Raw genomic sequence first — 16,080 nt, 5'->3', positions numbered from 1 at the left:
ATAGCAAGATGGCGAGTTTCAAGGTGAACAAGACGATCGCGGAAATCAACGAGCGCATCCGCCAGGGCAAGGCCGTGGTTCTGAATGCCGAGGAGATGACCGAGGCCGTCCGTCGAATGGGCAAGGAAAAGGCCGCCCGTGAAATCGACGTCGTCACCACCGGAACGTTCTCGCCCATGTGCTCCTCCGGGCTGCTCTTCAACATCGGCCAGCAGGATCCGCCCACCCTCAAGACCGCCAAGGTCTGGATGAACGACGTCCCCGCCTATGCGGGCCTGGCGGCCGTGGACGCCTACCTGGGCGCCACCGAACCCACCGAGGACGACCCCCTGAACAAGGTCTACCCCGGCCGGTTCAAGTACGGCGGCGGGCACGTCATCGAAGACCTGGTGCGCGGCAAGGCCGTGCACCTGCGGGCGGATGCCTACGGCACCGACTGCTACCCGCGCAAGTCGCTGGACAAGAAGATCACCCTGGCCGAACTGCCCTACGCGCACCTGCTGAACCCGCGCAACTGCTACCAGAACTACAACGCGGCCGTGAACCTGACGAGCCGCATCATCTACACGTACATGGGCCCGCTGAAGCCCAACCTGCGCAACGTCAACTTCGCCACGGCGGGCCGCATCTCGCCGCTGTTCAACGACCCGTTGTTCCGCACCATCGGCCTCGGCACCAGGATATTCCTGGGCGGCGGCACGGGGTACGTCATCGGGGCGGGCACGCAGCACGTGGCGGCGCCCAAGCGCAACGAACGCGGCCTGCCGCTGACCCCCTCGGGCACCCTGATGCTGAAGGGCGACCTGAAGGGCATGAACGCGCGCTTCCTGCGCGGCCTGTCCTTCCTGGGCTACGGCTGCTCGCTGGCGGTGGGCGTGGGCATTCCCATCCCCATCCTGAACGAGGAAATCGCCTGGTTCACCGGCGTGGACGACAGCGACATCCAGATGCCGGTCAAGGACTACGGGCACGACTACCCCAACTGCCTGCCGCGCATCATCCAGCACGTGACCTACGAAGACCTGAAGAGCGGCGAGGTGGAAATTATGGGCAAGAAGGTGGAAACCGTGCCCATGACCAGCTACCCGCTGTCGCTGGAAGTGGCCGACATCCTGAAGTCGTGGATCGAGAAGGGCGAATTCCTGCTCACGGAGCCGGTGGAGTTGCTGCCTTCCGCCTAGGGGCTGCCTCCAAATTGCCCTTTCGCCCGTTGGCTACGTCAAACTTCGCCTGCCATGTCGGTCGAATACGATAAGAGTATACTCCCTCATGGCAGGCTCGTTTTCCTTGCCAACGGACGAAATGCCTGCTTTGGAGACACCCCCCTAGTTACGCATACGAACTGAACAGCCCGCCGGGTGCGCGCCAACGACGCGCATCCGGCGGGTTTCGTTTTCCGGCCTCGCAAGGGCTTGCCGCGCGGCGTGGAAGCACTACCTTCTGCCTTGCCCAAGCCATCCTATCCCCCAGGCACGCCGCATGACCACCACCCACACCCCACGCCCCGACACCGCCCCCGACGCCCGGCCGGACGCCCGGCCCGACGTCCTGCCCCACATCCTGCGGGACATGCTGGCCGCCATGCCGGAACTGGCCGTGGCCCTGTCCGGCGGGCTGGACAGCCGCTTCCTGACCCATGCCGCGCTGCTCGCCGGGTGCCGCGTCACCGCCCTGCACGTCACCGGCCCGCACATGCCCCCCCGCGAAACGGCGGAGGCCCGCCGCTGGGCCACGTCGCGCGGGGCCGCCTTCATCACCGTGGCGCTGGACCCGCTGACCATCCCGGCCATCGCGGCGGGCGACCGCGACCGCTGCTACCACTGCAAGCATGCGGCCTTCACCGCCCTGCTCGCCCAGGCCGCGCCCCTGCCCCTGTGCGACGGCACCAACGCCGACGACCTGACCGCCCACCGTCCCGGCCTGCGCGCCCTGCGCGAACTGGCCGTCCGTTCGCCCCTGGCCGAGGCGGGCCTGTCCAAGGCCGACATCCGCGCCCTGGCCGCGCGCACCGGCATGGACCGCCCGGACCAGGCCGCCCGGCCCTGCCTGCTCACCCGGCTGGCCTACGGCATGCGGCCCGACGCGGCCACCCTGGCCCGGCTGGCCGCCGCCGAAGGCGCACTGGAAGACCTTGGCCTGTGGGACTTCCGCCTGCGCCTTGCGCCGGACGCGCCGCCCCGCCTGCAAATCGGCCCGGCGCACGCGGAGCGCGTGGAACCGGCGGGCGACGGCAGGCGCGACGACCTGCTGCGGGTGCTGGCCCGGCACGGCTTCGGCGATGCCGCCATCGACACGGGCGGCCCGGTGAGCGGCTACTTCGACCGCTGACGCCCCGCCTGTCCGCATGCCCTGCCCCGGCCGCATGTCCCGGCCGCGCAGCACTGGACAAAACCCGTGGTTCGCGGTAGGTGGTCCCTCTTATCTCACGCGATTTCACGGAGGAGTCCCATGGCCCACAAGAAGATCGAACGCAAGAAGGAACTGGACCGTCGCCGCCAGCGCCGCGAAAAGCGCCTGAAGCAGCGCGTGCGCGAAGCGAAGGCCGCCGCCAAGTCCTAGGCATCCAGGTTTTTCGTTCCGCCGCAAGAACGCCCCGCGCTTCGCGCAACGTGCCCATGGTGGCGCGTCGCCCGAGGCGCGTGTGCTTCCTGCGGTGCGGCCCGCCCCACGTGCCCGCGCCTGCCCGCCGCATTGCAAGCGGCATGCACCGGGACGCCGTGGCGGTTCATGCAGCATCCGGAACATATACCTCGCCATGCATGCAGCACCAGGCAGCGGGCATGGCGGTGACCACGCCCCGCCCGCCGCACGGCGCCACGCCGCCGTGCATGCCGCCCGTGCTCCATCGCATGGCCTTCCCGTTTGACAAACGCGTACGACGCTGTTTAGGCTCGTGCATCACGCGTAGGTTCTGCAAGGAGGGTAGCATGCCCATCTACGAATATCGTTGCAGCGACTGCGAGCAGATCTTCGAGGAATGGCTGAAGACCTTCGACGAAGCCCCCCGCTCCTGTCCGGTGTGCGGCGGCCGCGCCGACCGCATCGTCTCCAACACCAGCTTCGTGCTCAAGGGCGGGGGCTGGTACGTCACCGACTACGGCAACCGCTCGTCCGCCGATTCGCATGCCGGGACGGGGGCGGAAGCCTCTGCCGGCGATGCCGGGTCCAATGGATCCAATGGTTCCGGCGGGTCCAATGGATCGGGCGGGTCTAACGGATCGGGCGGCAGCCCGGACAACGGCGCCGCGTCGAGTACGGCCGCGTCGTCGGGTGAAAGCCCGGCCAAGTGTGCCTCGGCCGCCCCGTCGGGCGGCTGCGCCGCCGCGTCGGCCACGGGCTCGTAGCAACACCGGGGCAGCCAGCAAGGCTGCCCCTTTTCACGACCGGGGCACGGCCCGCGCCGCGCGTCACCGCACGCCGTTGGAGCGCCCCCGGCGTCGCACGCCGCACGCCGACAACGGACATTCCGGCCGCCCCGGCGGCCCCATGCAACCGCACCAGCACAGCACCAGCAAGGAAGCCGCGATGATCGACCGTTATTCCCGCCCCGAGATGGCCCGCATCTGGACCCTCGAAAACCGCTTCCGCGCCTGGCTGGACGTGGAACTGGCCGTGTGCGAGGCTTGGCACCGCCTGGGCGTCATCGGCGCGGACGACATGCGCGCCATCCGCGAAAAGGCCGACTTCGACGTGGACCGCATCCTGGAGATCGAACAGGAAACCCGCCACGACGTCATCGCCTTCCTCACCGCCCTGGAAGAAAAGGTGGGTCCCTCGGCCCGGTTCATCCACCTGGGCTGCACCTCGTCGGACATCGTGGACACGGCCAACGGCCTGTTGCTGGCCCAGGCCGGCGAACTGATCCTCAAGGGCTTCGAACGGCTGCTGGGAACCCTGGAAACCCTGGCCCTCGCCAACAAGGGCCGCCTGTGCATGGGCCGCACCCACGGCATCCACGCCGAACCCACCAGCTTCGGCCTGAAGATGGCGGGCTTCCACGCCGAGTTCCAGCGCCACGTGGCCCGCTTCCGCGACGGGCTCGCCAGCGTGCGCGTGGGCAAGATTTCCGGCGCCGTGGGCACCTACGCCATGCTCGACCCCCGCGTGGAGGCCATTGCCTGCGAAATCCTGGGCCTGGCGGTGGACCCCATCTCCACCCAGGTCATCCAGCGCGACAGGCACGCCCACTTCTTCACCGCGCTGGCCCTGGCCGCCGGCGGCGTGGAACGGTTGTGCGTGGAACTGCGCCACCTGCAACGCACCGAAGTGCTGGAGGCCGAGGAAGGCTTCGCCAAGGGGCAGAAGGGCTCGTCGGCCATGCCGCACAAGAAGAACCCCATCTCGGCCGAGAACATGACCGGCCTTTCGCGCCTGATCCGCTCCAACTCGCTGGCCGCCATGGAAAACATGGCCCTGTGGCACGAACGCGACATCAGCCATTCCTCGGTGGAACGGGTGATCATGCCCGACTCCACCATCCTCATGGACTACGTGCTGCACCGCCTGTCGGGCCTGCTGTCCAACCTGCGGGTGATCCCCGGGAACATGGACCGCAACCTGGCCGGTTCGTACGGGCTGTACTACTCGCAGCGCGTGCTGCTGGCCCTGGTGGAATCGGGCATGGCCCGCCAGGAGGCCTACGTGATGGTGCAGCGCTGCGCCATGCAGAGCTGGGAAACCAGAAAGCCCTTCCCGGACATGGTGCGGGCCGACGCGGACATCGCCGCGCGCCTCGCCCCTTCCGTCCTTGATGAACTGTTTGATCCCGGCTACTATCTGCGCCACGAAAACCTGATCTTCCAGCGGGTGTTCGGCCGCAGTTGAGGTCCGCGCGGCCGCCCGGCTCCGGCCCTGCCGGATTCCGGCGCCATGCCCACCCGCCACCACCAAGGATATCCATGAACGACCTTCGCATCCGCCTGGCCCGCCTGCTTGTGGAAAAATCATATCGTGAGGGCGATTTCACCCTTACCTCGGGCCGCAAGAGCGACTACTACTTCGACTGCAAGCAGACCGCCCTGCACGCCGAGGGCTCATGGCTCATCGGCTCGCTGTTCAACGATCTTTTGCGCGACGTGCCGGTGGTGGGCGTGGGCGGCATGACCCTGGGCGCCGACCCGCTGATTTCCGCCACCACGGTCATCTCGCACGAGCGGGGCCGCCCGCTGGCGGGCTTCATCGTGCGCAAGCAGCCCAAGGGGCACGGCACCGACCAGTACGTGGAGGGCCTTGCCAACTTCGCCCCCGGCGACCCGGTGGCCATGCTGGAAGACGTTGTCACCACTGGCGGTTCCCTGCTAAAGGCTTGCGAACGGGTGCAGGCCGCCGGCCTGCGCATCGTGGCCGTGTGCACCGTGCTCGACCGCGAGGAAGGCGGCCGCCAGGCCATCAGGGATGCGGGGTACGACCTGATCTCCATCTTCACCCGCAAGGAACTGGTGGAAGCCGCCCGCTCCTAGACGGATTTTCCGCCCGGGGCGTCCGGCGCATCCGGCGCGTCCGGCTCATGTCCGGTTCATGTCCAGCCCATGTCCAGACAACCCGGCCAGCCCGGTCCACACCGGCAGTTCCGGCAGAACAGCGAAAGGCCCCGGCGGCCAGCCCCCACCGGCACCGCGCCACCACGGCGGCCGCCGGTCGTTCCCAGGGGGGCACGCAGCATATCCGCCGTCCCGACGGATCACCGCGCCCCCGCACGGGGCGCACAGCCCGCGCACCGAGATGCATCGAAGCACCATCCGCACCCTCCACCGCCTGCTGCCCGCCGCTGCCCTGCTGCTTTCCCTTTTCTGTCCCCTTTCCGCCGCCGCCGACGGCTGGCGCGTGCGCATCCCGGACGACCCCGGCACGCCGCGCCGCCTGGTGGCCGTGGACAAGGAAGACCAGAAGCTGCACATCTACGAACGCCACAGCCCGCTCAAGCTGGCCGCCAGCTACGTCTGCACCACCGGGCAGGCCGCGGGCGACAAGCAGACCGCCGGCGACCTGAAGACCCCCGAAGGCATCTACTTCGTGGTCAACAGGCTGTCCGCCGGGCTGGACATGGAGATGTACGGCGGCATCGCCTACACCCTGAACTACCCCAACCCCGTGGACAAGCTGCGCCGCAAGACCGGTTCCGGCATCTGGATCCACAGCAAGGGGCACGACATCGTCCCGCGCGAGACCAAGGGCTGCATCGCCCTGAACCGCGCGGACATCGACAGGGCCGGCAAGCTGTTCGCGCCCGGCACCGCCGTGGCCGTGGCGGGCGACGTGGGCACCGACGCCTCCCCCTCCAGGGAGGACAAGGCCACCGCGCGCAAGCTGGAGGACAAGGTCAAGGGCTGGGCCAGGGCGTGGGGCTCGCGCTCGCCCGCCATGTTCGACTATTACGACGCCGACGCCTACACCGCCGCGCAGGACGAATCGTTCGCCGCGTTCCGGGGCCAGAAGGAACGCCTGTTCAAGCAACTGGCGTGGATCCAGACCTCCGTTTCCGACGTGCAGGTGATGCAGGGCCCCGGCTACTGGGTGACCTGGTTCAACCAGTACTACCGCGCCCCCAACATGACCACCGAAGGCATCCGCCGCCTGTATTGGCAGCCCGACAGAAAGGGCGAGTACCGCATCGTGGGCATGGAATGGGTGCCCGCCGACGTGGGCATGGAAGCCAACTATCTTGAAACGGTATCGCCGCAGGTCACCGCCTTCGTCGAAAAGTGGCGCAAGGCGTGGGAACGCGGCGACGTGAAGGGCTACATCGCCTGCTACGCCAACGACGCCGAACAGGCCCCGCGCAAGGGCGCATCGTCCATCCGCCAGCAGAAGCAGGAACTGTGGCGCAAGGCCAAGCCCGCCAGGGTCCAGTTGAAGGGCCTGCGCATAGAGGCCGTGGCCGGCGGCGTGCGCGCCGACATGACCCAGGACTACCGCGACGCCACCGGCTACTCCGACCGGGGCGTGAAGACCCTGCTGCTGCGCCAGGACGGCCAGGGCTGGGAAATCGTCAAGGAAGAATGGAGTCCCGCCGCCCGATGATGACCGACGAGAAATACAGCCTGCTGCTCATGCGCGACGACTGCCGCGTGCGTCGCCTGCGCGTGAGCCCCCTGGCCCTGCGGCTGCTCACCATTTCGCTGGTGCTGCTGCCGCTGCTGGCGGCCTTCGGGGTGTGGGCCGGTTTCTCGTTCTGGCAGGCCAACCGGGCGCTGGTGGGCCAGAACCAGTCCCTGGACCGCGAGTTGAAGGAAGCGCGGGTGGAACTGGAGCGCCTTTCCAACCTCGAATCCCTGCTGCGCGGCAGCGACCCCGAGGAACTGCGCGCCCTGCTGGGCAGCGCGGCCCTGGCCTCGCCCCCCGCTCCCGCCCCGACCCCCGCCAAATCCGGCGACACCAACGGCGCGGGCGACGGGGTGGTGGCCGCCCCCGGCCAGACATCCGCCCAGACGTCCCCCCAGATATCCGGCCAGCCGGGGGGCGGCACCGCCGACGCGGCCCCCGCCCAACCCGCTTCTCCCGCCTCTCCCGTCTCCCCAAACGGGGCCGACGCCCGCGTGCCCGACGCGGCCAGCCAAGCCGTGGCCGCCGCCGTGGCCGACACCCCCGGCGAGGCGCGCGAGGCCCTGAGCACCGGCGAGGCCCGCGTGGACAACCTGGCCGTGCGCCACGGGTCGGGCAAACGGCTGCGCATCAGCTTCGACCTGACCAACCCGGACCCCAAGAAGCAGCTGACCGGCCAGGCCATGCTGTCCGTGCAGGCCGCCGACGGGCGCACCCTGCCCCTGAAGGTGGAACCGGACACCACCCGCTTCCAGATCTCGCGCTTCAAGAAGATCGTCACCTCGGCCCCGCTGCCCGAAGGGGTGGCCCCCACCGACGTGCAGACCCTGGTGGTGGAACTGGAAGCCGAAGGCCGGATCATCTACCGCGAACAATACCCCGTGCCCGCGCCCGAAAAATAGTCCGCCTACAGTCCGCCTGTCGGGCCCCCGCCCGCATTCCCGCATCTGTCCATCGGCCGCCCTCCTGGCGGCCGTTTGCGTTTCCGGCCGTGGCGCGTGCCGCCCCGGTTTTCCGTACCCGCGCCATCGCGTGCGCGGCCACGCGAGCCCTGCCCCCGCCGGACGCACGACCGCCCGGCATGCGCGGGGCATGCCGGGCGGCCATCATCTTCATTCCGTATGCGTGTTGCGGCCCGTGCGGGTCACTCCCGCAGGGGGGCGTCCCCGCCGTCCGGCCCCACCAGCGGCTGGCGGGCGCCGGGCTCGGCGTCCCGGTCGCGGAACCCCGGTTCCCCATGCCCGTTGCCGTTGCGCCCTTCCGCCGGGCGCACCGCGTCCAGCACTTCGCGCACCGTGTCCAGGGCCTGGCCGCGTTCCTGCGCCAGGCGCTGCCACTTCTTCTTCTCCTTCTTCAACGCCTCCACGGTCTGCAACAGGTCGCGCACGGTGTGCGCCGGGTAGCCCGGCGTGGCGTGCGCGCCCCGGCGCAATTCCTCGTCGTTGCGCTGGCGGATGGCTTCGAGCTGGGTGGCGTTCAGGATCACGGGGTCACGGGTGGAACCGTGGGCGGTTCCGGGTTGGGGCCGGTTGCGGGCCGCGCGGCCCCCGCGTGAACGGGACGCCGCGCGGCGCTGGTCGTCGTTTGCTACTCCACGGTGGCGGGCTCGGGCAGCCTGGTATCCGCTTCGGTCGCGGGCGCGCCGCAATCGCAGAACGAGCCCATGCCGTATTCCACCCGCTCCCTGTATTCCTGCTGCTTGCCCAGGTTCCAGCGGCTCACCGGACGGTAGTAGCCCACCACGCGGGTGTACACTTCCGCCTCTTCCCCGCACTCGGGGCAGTTCAGGTGTTCACCGCGCAGGTAGCCGTGGGTCTGGCACACCGAGAAGGTGGGCGTGACCGAGATGTACGGGATGCGCGTCTTCTGCATGGCCTTGAGCAGGTAGTTCTTCACCGAGGCCTCGTCGGGCGCGGCCTCGCCGAGGAAGGAGTGGAACACCGTGCCGCCGTTGTACAGGGTCTGCAACTCGTTCTGGTGCTCCAGCGCGGCGAACACGTCCTCGGTGAAGCCCACGGGCAACAGGGTGGAGTTGGTGTAATAGGGGGTGTCCCCGCCCGAGGTCATGATGTCTTCGTACAGGGCGCGGTCGATGCGCGCAAGGCGGTAGCAGGTGCCTTCGCCGGGCGTGGCTTCAAGGTTGTACATGTGCCCGGTCTCTTCCTGGAAGCGCACGGTCAGTTCGCGCAGGTGATGCAGCACGCGCTTCATCAGGCGCAGCCCGGCCTCGGTCTCGATGCCCTTGCCCAGCAGGTTCAGGCACGCCTCGTGCCCGCCGATGAGCCCGATGGTGGAGAAGTGCCCCGCGTAGCCGTTCTTGAGGTAGCGGCGCGAGAACGGGAACATGCCCGCCTCCAGCATCTGGGTGCACAGCTTGCGCTTGAATTCCAGCGCGTCGCGGGCCATTTCCGCGTACTCGGTGATCATGTCCAGGAAGTCTTCCTCGCCCTGGGCCAGGTACGCGAACTTCGGCAGGTTCAGGGTGACCACGCCGATGGAGCCGGTAAGGTCGCCCGAGCCGAACAGGCCGCCGGTGCGCTTGCGGATTTCGCGCAGGTCCATCTGCAGGCGGCAGCACATGGAGCGCACATCCTCGGGGTTGAGGTCCGAGTTGATGAAATTCTGGAAGTAGGGCGCGCCGTACTTGGCCGTCATGCGCAGCAGCATCCTGCCGGTGTCGGTGTCCCACGGAAAGTCGGGGGTGACGTTGTAGGTGGGGATGGGGAAGGAGAAGATGCGCCCGTCGGCGTCGCCTTCCAGCATCACCTCGATGAAGGCCCGGTTGAACATGTCCATCTCGGCCGCGTACTCGCCGTAAGTGGAGTCCTGGTATTCGCCGCCGATGATCACCGGCTCGTTGGCGATATGCCTGGGCGGGGCCATGTCCAGGGTGAAGTTGGTGAACGGGCTCTGGCCGCCCCAGCGCGAGGTGGTGTTCAGGTTGTACACCAGCTTCTGCACGCCCTGCTTGACCTCGTCGTAGCTCAGCTTGTCGTGGCGGATGAACGGGGCGAGGTAGGTGTCGATGTTGTTGAAGGCCTGCGCGCCCGCCCATTCGTTCTGCAACGTGCCCAGGAAGTTGACGATCTGCCCGCAGGCCGCGTCGAAGTGGCGCGCCGGGGACGCGCAGCAGCGCCCCTTGAGGTTGAAGCCTTCCAGCAAGAGGTCGCGCAGGCTCCAGCCCGCGCAGTACCCGGCCAGGCCGAAGGACAGGTCGTGCACGTGGAAATAGCCGTGGGTGTGGGCCAGGCGGATTTCCTCGGGGTACTTTTCCAGCACGTAGCGCGCCTGCACCGACCCGGCCATGTGCAGGATGAGCCCCTGGAACGAATGGCCCATGTTGGAGTTTTCGTTGACGCGCCAGTCGGACCGGTCGAGGTAGCTTTCGATCATCCGGGCCACGTCCAGGTAGGCCTCGTTCTGGCTGCGCAGTTCGCGGCGCTTTTCGCGGTAGATGATGTACCGCTCGGCCACGGCGTACAGGCGGGCTTCCATCAGCACGCGCTGGACCAGGTCCTGCACCTGCTCCTGCTCGGGCATGTCCACGCCGTCGAGCTTGGCCTCCACCCGCTGCGCCAGGCGCTTGCCCAGCAGGGGGTCCTTGATGCCGCTGGCTTTCAGGGCCTTGTTGATGGCGTGGCCCACCCGGTCCACGGACCAGGTTTCCACGCGGCCGTCGCGCTTGCGAATATGTTGGGGCATGGGCAATGGCTCCCGGACGGCGGGCCGACGGATTTCCGCGCGCCAATGGCGCACGGCGGCGGGCCGCCCGTGGTCGGGCGCGTCGCGGGGGTACGTCGGTAACGTCCCCCGGCGCGCGGCGTGTTCCGTGAATCTTCTTGAGTCCGTTCCGGGCATCCGCGTGCCCGTGGCGGCAAGAAGCGCTCCGGCCAGGTCTTCTGGCTCTCCCCCGTCCGGCCCGCCTTCCCGGCGCGGGCGGAACCCGGTGCCAGTGGCGCTGCGGCGGCGGGGCGGCGAACGGCGGGGTTCGCGCGCCCGGCCCCGTGGGCGGACGTTGCGCGCCAGGCGCGCGGGGATCACAGCGGCGGGACCGCTCCGGTTTCGCACCGGATTCCCTTTGCCGGAGATCCTTGAAAATCTTCGTGACTGTTTTTTGCGGGGCGGCGCGGCCCTGCGGCGCGCGTCGCCAATGCCTTCAGCATGTAGCAAAACCGGGTGCCGGGTTCAACAGCCGAACGCGCCGCCGGTGGTCCAAAGCGGCCCCCACATGGCCCGCAGCCCTTGCCGCCCTAGGCGGAAAAAAAGCTCCCCGCCGGGGTGCGCGCCCCGCCCAACCCGGCCTGCCCGCCACGGGGTGCGCCCCCGCACGAAACGGCGACCAGCCCGGAACCAACCCTAAAGCCCACGCGGAATCCGCCGATAGGCGTCATGAGGCGTGGTGCTTCCACCCGCCGGGGAGCGGACGTGGCCCACAAGTCGCTGAACACCATGCTGGTGGAATATTCGCTGCAACTCTTGCAGCAGGACATGCTGACCAACTCGCTGTTCATGGGCGGGTCCGTCGGCAGGTCGCTGCGCGACATGCTGCTGACTGAAAACCAATCGCGGAAGGTTACGGATCCCACCGCCGCCGCGCTCACCGGGCGGTTGCGCTCCGACGCGGCCATGCTGCGCCAGGCATCGAACAACGTGTCCGAGGCCAAGTCCATCGTGGACCTGGCCAATTCGGCCGCCGCGACGATCAACACCTCCCTCGCCCGCATGAAGGAACTGGCCAACGGCGTGGCCACCGGCACCATGACCTACGCCGCCGTACAGGCGGAATACAATTCGCTGGCCTCGCAGATCACCCAGACCGTGGCCTCCACCTCGTACAACGGCATCGCGCTGCTGGACGGTTCGGCCTGGGCCTCCGACGACCGGGTCACCGCGGCCGGCGGTTCGGGCAACATCGCGATCCAGTCCGGCACCGGCAGCTTCACCCTGGCCCTGTACGACTTCTCGTCGTTCAAGAACGCCTTCGCCAGCACCCAGATCGACACCGTGGGCAAGGCCGCCGCCATGGTCACCACCCTGTCCGGGCACATCACCACCGTGGGCACGGTGGCCGCCAACTACGCCGCGCGCTCCACCAACCTGGACAGCCAGGCCGCGGCGCTGGCGGCCCAGGCCGACATCATGGACACCGCCGCCGCCACCCGCGCCAAGGCCAACGAAAACCGCTCGCTGGAAGAACTGGTGCTGGACCTCCTGCTGCGCGAAACCGGCACCATCACCGACAAGGAGGCCTGAGCCGCACGCTCCCCGGATTGCCGCGTCCTTCTCGGGCAGGCGGCCCGGCGCCATCGCCCTCCCGTCATCGGCAGCGCCACTCTCGCCCGCAACATGGCCGGAGACTCCCCGGCCTCCCGGCCCGCGCCACTCCTTGCGAACCGCCTTGATATCCTAGGCAGCCCCCACCGTTCCGTTATCGCCGCGCTACATGATGTTACGAAATGTAACTTGTGGGCCGCCGCCGTTGACTTCGCACGGCTTCGGCGCGATATGCGCCTCGAGTGCCGGTATGTCCGGCACGTGCGGCCCCGTCGCGGATCCCGGCCACTGCCGGAACCACGCGGGACCGCATGTTCACCGACTCCAGCCGCCCTGTCCGCGGCGTACCCACGGTTTTCATGAAGGAGACCGACATGCTGAAGAAAACGACCTCCCTGTTCGCCTCGCTTGCCCTTGCCGCCGCCGTTGCCCTGCCCGCCCTTCCCGCGTTGGCGGACGACGCCACGCCCCCCGACGGCCGCCCCGACCTGCGCAAGGAACACAAGGACGACCGGCGGAACCACGGGCCGGACAACCGGCAGGACCAACGCATGGAACGCAAGGACGACCGCAAGGATCACCGTGACGACCGTCGGGATGATCGGCGCGACCAGCACATGGAGCGCAAGGACGGCCGCCGGGATGACCGCATGGAACGCAAGGACGACCGGCGCGGCCAGCATGACGGCCGCAAGGACGACCGCCACGATCAGCGTGATCAACGTGACCGGCGTGACGACCGCAAGGACGGCCCCGACAATCGCCCCGACGCCCACAGGGACGATCGCGGCAACGACCGTCCCGTGCCGCCCGCTGCCGCCCAATAGCGCCCGGACGTGCCGTTCCCTGAACGGCACATGTTGACGACGGACAGGGGCCGCCGACCTTCACCGGTCGGCGGCCCCGCATCGTTGCATGATCCCCGGGCCGCCCCCGTCGCGTCCCCCGGCCCGGTCCCGCGCATCCCCCGCCGCCACGCCCCCTGGCGGACGTCTTGCCAGCCGCCGCGCACCATGCGAAAAGGCGGCGGCCATGCGGGGCGCGCCCCCGCGCACCTCCAACCGGAGCCTTCCCATGCCCGCGCCCTTCGCGCTGCCCGTGCCGGTGGTCACCGTCGGCCTGCTGCTGCTCTCCAACGTGTTCATGACCTTTGCATGGTACGGCCACCTGAAGTTCAGGGCCACGCCGCTCATGGTGGCCATCATGGCGAGCTGGGGCATCGCCTTCTTCGAATACTGCCTGCAAGTGCCCGCCAACCGCGCCGGATACGGCCATTTCAACGCGGCGGAACTGAAGACCATCCAGGAGGTCATCTCGCTCTCCGTGTTCATGGTCTTCTCGGTGCTCTACCTGGGCGAGCCGATGAAGTGGAACTATCTTGTGGGGTTCGGGATGATCGTGCTGGCCACGTTCTTCATCTTCAAGGAATGGTGAGCAGGGAATCGGCGGCGTCGCCCGTTTCGCGGGCGCCCGACAGCTCACCGGACAGGCCACCGGGCAGGTCGCCTGACGGCTCGGCGGCCCACTCCACCCGGTTGCGGCCGCCCGCCTTGGCCCGGTAGAGCGCCCTGTCCGCCTCGCGCAGCAGTTCGTCGGCCCCATCACAGGGCGGGGTTGCGGCCACGCCCAGGCTCAGGGTGACGGAAAGCGGCCCGGCGGCGGTCAGCAGCGGCGCGGCCTGCACGGACACCCGCAGCCGTTCCGCCACGGCCATGGCCTCTTCCGGGGCGGTGTCCGGCAGCAGCACGGCGAATTCCTCGCCGCCGATGCGCCCCACGGTGTCCACGTCGCGCACCTCTGCCCGACAGATGGCGGCCAGGGCGCACAGCACCTCGTCGCCCACGGCGTGTCCCCAGGTGTCGTTGACCCGCTTGAAGCGGTCCACGTCGATGGAGACCAGGGCCAGCGGGGTGCCGTAGCGGCGGTGGCGCTGCACCTCGTGCTCCAGCGCCTCCAGGAACCGCCTGCGGTTGGCCAGCCCGGTCAGCCCGTCGGTGGTGGCCAGTTGGCGCAGCCGTTCCTGCGCCTCGCGGTGTTCGGTGGTGTCGGTGATGATGCCGCAATAGACGATGCCCGGCCCGTCGACGCACCCGTCGGGCAGTTCCGAGCATCCGGCGGGCAGTTCCGGGCCTCCGGCGGGCAGATCGGGGCACCCGGCGAACGCCCCGGCGCGGCGGTCGGGCAGGCCGTCCGGCCCGTCGGCGTGCACGGGCCTGGCCTCGCCCCGCCACCAGCGCACCTCGCCGCCGGGCAGCACCAGCCGCCCTTCGAACATCCAGTCCCCGCGCCGCTCCGCCGCGTCGCGCAGCGAAAGTTCCCACACCGTGCGGTCCGCCGGGTGCACCGGCAGGGTCCGCCAGTCCCGCAGCAGCAGTTCGGGGTCAAGGCCCAATGTCTCGCGGCTGCGCGGGCTGACGTAGGTGAAGCGCCGGTCGCCGGGCGCCTCGCGCCATTGCAGCACCACCCCCGGCACCGTGGCCGCCAGGGCCCGCAGGCGCGTTTCGCTGGCGCGCAGTTCCTCCACCATGCGCCGGGGGGCGGTGACGTCGCGCCCCACGCCGTAGATCAGCCCCTGTTCGGGCACGAACGCGAAATTCCAGGCTATCCAGCGCCACGAGCCGTCGCGGCACAGGTAGCGGTTCTCCGCGTTGGTGATCACGCCGCGCTCGCGCAGCAGGTCCATCCCCTGCATGGTGGCGGCCCGGTCCTCGGGGTGCACCAGCGACACCCACGGGCGGTCCAGCAATTCCTCCTTGGACCAGCCCAGCACGTCCTGCCACGCGGGGTTCATCTCGCGGAGGTAGCCGTCCATGCCGCCCACGCACATCAGGTCGGGCGACAGGCTGAACAGCCGCCGCCGGTCCTCCTCGGCGCGCCTGCGGGCGGACACGTCGCGCACGATGCCCGCCACCCGCAGGGGCAGGCCGTCACCGGCGCGTTCCACCACCCTGCCGGTCTCCTGGATCCAGCGCCACGCGCCGTCCGCGCCCCGCACGCGGTACTCCGTCTCGTACCGGGGCGAGAACCCGGAAAGATGCCGCCGCCGCGACCGTTCCAGCCCCGGCAGGTCGTCCGGGTGGACCAGGGCCCGCCACGACTCCATCATGGGGGCGCACTCCACCCGGCCAAGGCCCAGCACTTCGCCCCAGCGGGTGTCGCAGCCCACCTCGTCGGTGACCGCGTGCCAGTTGAAGCTGCCGATGCCCGCGCCGTCCATGACCATTTCCAGGTGCTGTTCGCTGCGGCGCAGGGCTTCCTCGGCCCGGGTGCGGTCGGTGATGTCGTGGATGATGGTGTACAGCAGGACGCGTTCGAACAGCCGCACCGGCACGGCATGGGCCTCGATCTCGCGCACCTCGCCCGAAGCCAGCCGGTGGCGCGAGACGAAGCGCGTCAGCCGCCCCGCGCGCAGGTCGGCCAGCCGCCGGGCCTGCTCGTCGCCGGGCAGCGTGCTGATGGCGTGAATGGTCATGCCGCACAGCGCCCCGTCCGGGTAGCCGTAGAAGGCGGACGCCGCCGGGTTGGCCTCGATGATGCAGCCCGTTTCCGCGTCCACCAGCAGCATCACCGCCGAATGGTGCCGGAACAGTTGTTCGTACAGCGACACGCCGGGAGACAGGGACGCGGGAAGGCCGCAGGAGCGGGTCGTGGAAGGGCCGCCGGGAACAGGCGAGGGGGCGCGCCGGGACTTCCGTCCCCCGCCGCTGCCGATCCCGGACGTGCCGGGTGCCTGCCGCCTGTTGCCATGCGCCATGTGCCGCCCTC

13 protein-coding genes are annotated in these 16,080 nt (G+C 69.3%); 10 read left to right on the top strand and 3 right to left on the bottom strand.

Features of this window, described 5'->3' with window-relative positions; translation table 11 throughout:
* Positions 1-8 precede the first annotated feature (8 nt).
* The 7 genes from V6B97_RS04010 to V6B97_RS03980 all read left to right on the top strand — a co-directional run bounded on the left by V6B97_RS04010 (position 9) and on the right by V6B97_RS03980 (position 7,943).
* The gene (locus tag V6B97_RS04010; protein WP_333505207.1) at positions 9-1,181 is read left to right on the top strand and encodes a homocysteine biosynthesis protein; all 1,173 of its coding nucleotides are present in this window, start codon (positions 9-11) and stop codon (positions 1,179-1,181) included.
* 298 nt (positions 1,182-1,479) lie between these two features.
* Complete coding sequence (locus V6B97_RS04005; protein ID WP_333505206.1) at positions 1,480-2,328, top strand: ATP-dependent sacrificial sulfur transferase LarE; 849 nt, start codon at positions 1,480-1,482, stop codon at positions 2,326-2,328.
* Between the two features lie 599 nt (positions 2,329-2,927).
* Positions 2,928-3,344, top strand: a complete 417-nt coding sequence (locus V6B97_RS04000) for an FmdB family zinc ribbon protein (RefSeq protein ID WP_333505205.1) — start codon at positions 2,928-2,930, stop codon at positions 3,342-3,344.
* A gap of 181 nt (positions 3,345-3,525) precedes the next feature.
* Positions 3,526-4,824, top strand: a complete 1,299-nt coding sequence (purB, locus tag V6B97_RS03995) for an adenylosuccinate lyase (RefSeq protein ID WP_333505204.1) — start codon at positions 3,526-3,528, stop codon at positions 4,822-4,824.
* A gap of 74 nt (positions 4,825-4,898) precedes the next feature.
* On the top strand, positions 4,899-5,459 hold the full coding sequence (gene pyrE, locus V6B97_RS03990; protein WP_333505203.1) for an orotate phosphoribosyltransferase: 561 nt from the start codon (positions 4,899-4,901) through the stop codon (positions 5,457-5,459).
* A gap of 262 nt (positions 5,460-5,721) precedes the next feature.
* Positions 5,722-7,020: a L,D-transpeptidase family protein gene (locus tag V6B97_RS03985; protein ID WP_333505202.1), complete on the top strand. Its 1,299-nt coding sequence runs from the start codon at positions 5,722-5,724 to the stop codon at positions 7,018-7,020.
* Positions 6,999-7,943 (top strand): hypothetical protein, encoded by a 945-nt coding sequence (locus V6B97_RS03980; protein ID WP_333505201.1) that lies wholly within the window; start codon positions 6,999-7,001, stop codon positions 7,941-7,943. The genes V6B97_RS03985 and V6B97_RS03980 overlap by 22 nt, the downstream gene beginning before the upstream one ends.
* A gap of 242 nt (positions 7,944-8,185) precedes the next feature.
* Here V6B97_RS03980 and V6B97_RS17395 read toward each other — a convergent pair whose 3' ends face one another.
* The gene (locus V6B97_RS17395) at positions 8,186-8,527 is read right to left on the bottom strand and encodes a hypothetical protein (protein WP_434755028.1); all 342 of its coding nucleotides are present in this window, start codon (positions 8,525-8,527) and stop codon (positions 8,186-8,188) included.
* Positions 8,528-8,628: 101 nt separating this feature from the next.
* Positions 8,629-10,743 carry a ribonucleoside triphosphate reductase gene (locus tag V6B97_RS03970; RefSeq protein ID WP_333505200.1) on the bottom strand — a complete coding sequence of 705 codons (2,115 nt, stop codon included), beginning with the start codon at positions 10,741-10,743 and terminating at the stop codon, positions 8,629-8,631.
* A gap of 687 nt (positions 10,744-11,430) precedes the next feature.
* On the opposite strand from V6B97_RS03970, the gene V6B97_RS03965 reads away from it, so the two are divergent.
* From V6B97_RS03965 to V6B97_RS03955, 3 genes are all read left to right on the top strand, one after another.
* Positions 11,431-12,294 (top strand): flagellin N-terminal helical domain-containing protein, encoded by an 864-nt coding sequence (locus tag V6B97_RS03965; protein WP_333505199.1) that lies wholly within the window; start codon positions 11,431-11,433, stop codon positions 12,292-12,294.
* A gap of 395 nt (positions 12,295-12,689) precedes the next feature.
* Positions 12,690-13,142 (top strand): hypothetical protein, encoded by a 453-nt coding sequence (locus V6B97_RS03960; protein ID WP_333505198.1) that lies wholly within the window; start codon positions 12,690-12,692, stop codon positions 13,140-13,142.
* A 247-nt stretch (positions 13,143-13,389) separates the two neighbouring features.
* Positions 13,390-13,749, top strand: coding sequence for a DMT family protein (locus tag V6B97_RS03955; protein WP_333505197.1), 360 nt, complete (start codon positions 13,390-13,392; stop codon positions 13,747-13,749).
* Here the strand turns inward: V6B97_RS03955 and V6B97_RS03950 are convergent.
* Positions 13,736-16,069 carry a PAS domain-containing protein gene (locus V6B97_RS03950; RefSeq protein ID WP_333505196.1) on the bottom strand — a complete coding sequence of 778 codons (2,334 nt, stop codon included), beginning with the start codon at positions 16,067-16,069 and terminating at the stop codon, positions 13,736-13,738. The genes V6B97_RS03955 and V6B97_RS03950 overlap by 14 nt on opposite strands.
* Between the last annotated feature and the right edge of the window lie 11 nt (positions 16,070-16,080).

The organism is Nitratidesulfovibrio sp. 1201_IL3209 (assembly GCF_036763125.1).
Classification (GTDB): Bacteria; Desulfobacterota; Desulfovibrionia; order Desulfovibrionales; family Desulfovibrionaceae; genus Cupidesulfovibrio.
This window is presented reverse-complemented; position numbering and strand designations above follow the sequence as displayed.

Coding starts and splice junctions, on each gene's coding strand:
- V6B97_RS04010 (WP_333505207.1), top strand. CDS start 9: ATGGCGAGTTTCAAGGTGAACAAGACGATCGCGGAAATCAACGAGCGC.
- V6B97_RS04005 (WP_333505206.1), top strand. CDS start 1,480: ATGACCACCACCCACACCCCACGCCCCGACACCGCCCCCGACGCCCGG.
- V6B97_RS04000 (WP_333505205.1), top strand. CDS start 2,928: ATGCCCATCTACGAATATCGTTGCAGCGACTGCGAGCAGATCTTCGAG.
- purB (WP_333505204.1), top strand. CDS start 3,526: ATGATCGACCGTTATTCCCGCCCCGAGATGGCCCGCATCTGGACCCTC.
- pyrE (WP_333505203.1), top strand. CDS start 4,899: ATGAACGACCTTCGCATCCGCCTGGCCCGCCTGCTTGTGGAAAAATCA.
- V6B97_RS03985 (WP_333505202.1), top strand. CDS start 5,722: ATGCATCGAAGCACCATCCGCACCCTCCACCGCCTGCTGCCCGCCGCT.
- V6B97_RS03980 (WP_333505201.1), top strand. CDS start 6,999: ATGGAGTCCCGCCGCCCGATGATGACCGACGAGAAATACAGCCTGCTG.
- V6B97_RS03970 (WP_333505200.1), bottom strand. CDS start 10,743: ATGCCCCAACATATTCGCAAGCGCGACGGCCGCGTGGAAACCTGGTCC.
- V6B97_RS03965 (WP_333505199.1), top strand. CDS start 11,431: ATGAGGCGTGGTGCTTCCACCCGCCGGGGAGCGGACGTGGCCCACAAG.
- V6B97_RS03960 (WP_333505198.1), top strand. CDS start 12,690: ATGCTGAAGAAAACGACCTCCCTGTTCGCCTCGCTTGCCCTTGCCGCC.
- V6B97_RS03955 (WP_333505197.1), top strand. CDS start 13,390: ATGCCCGCGCCCTTCGCGCTGCCCGTGCCGGTGGTCACCGTCGGCCTG.
- V6B97_RS03950 (WP_333505196.1), bottom strand. CDS start 16,069: ATGGCGCATGGCAACAGGCGGCAGGCACCCGGCACGTCCGGGATCGGC.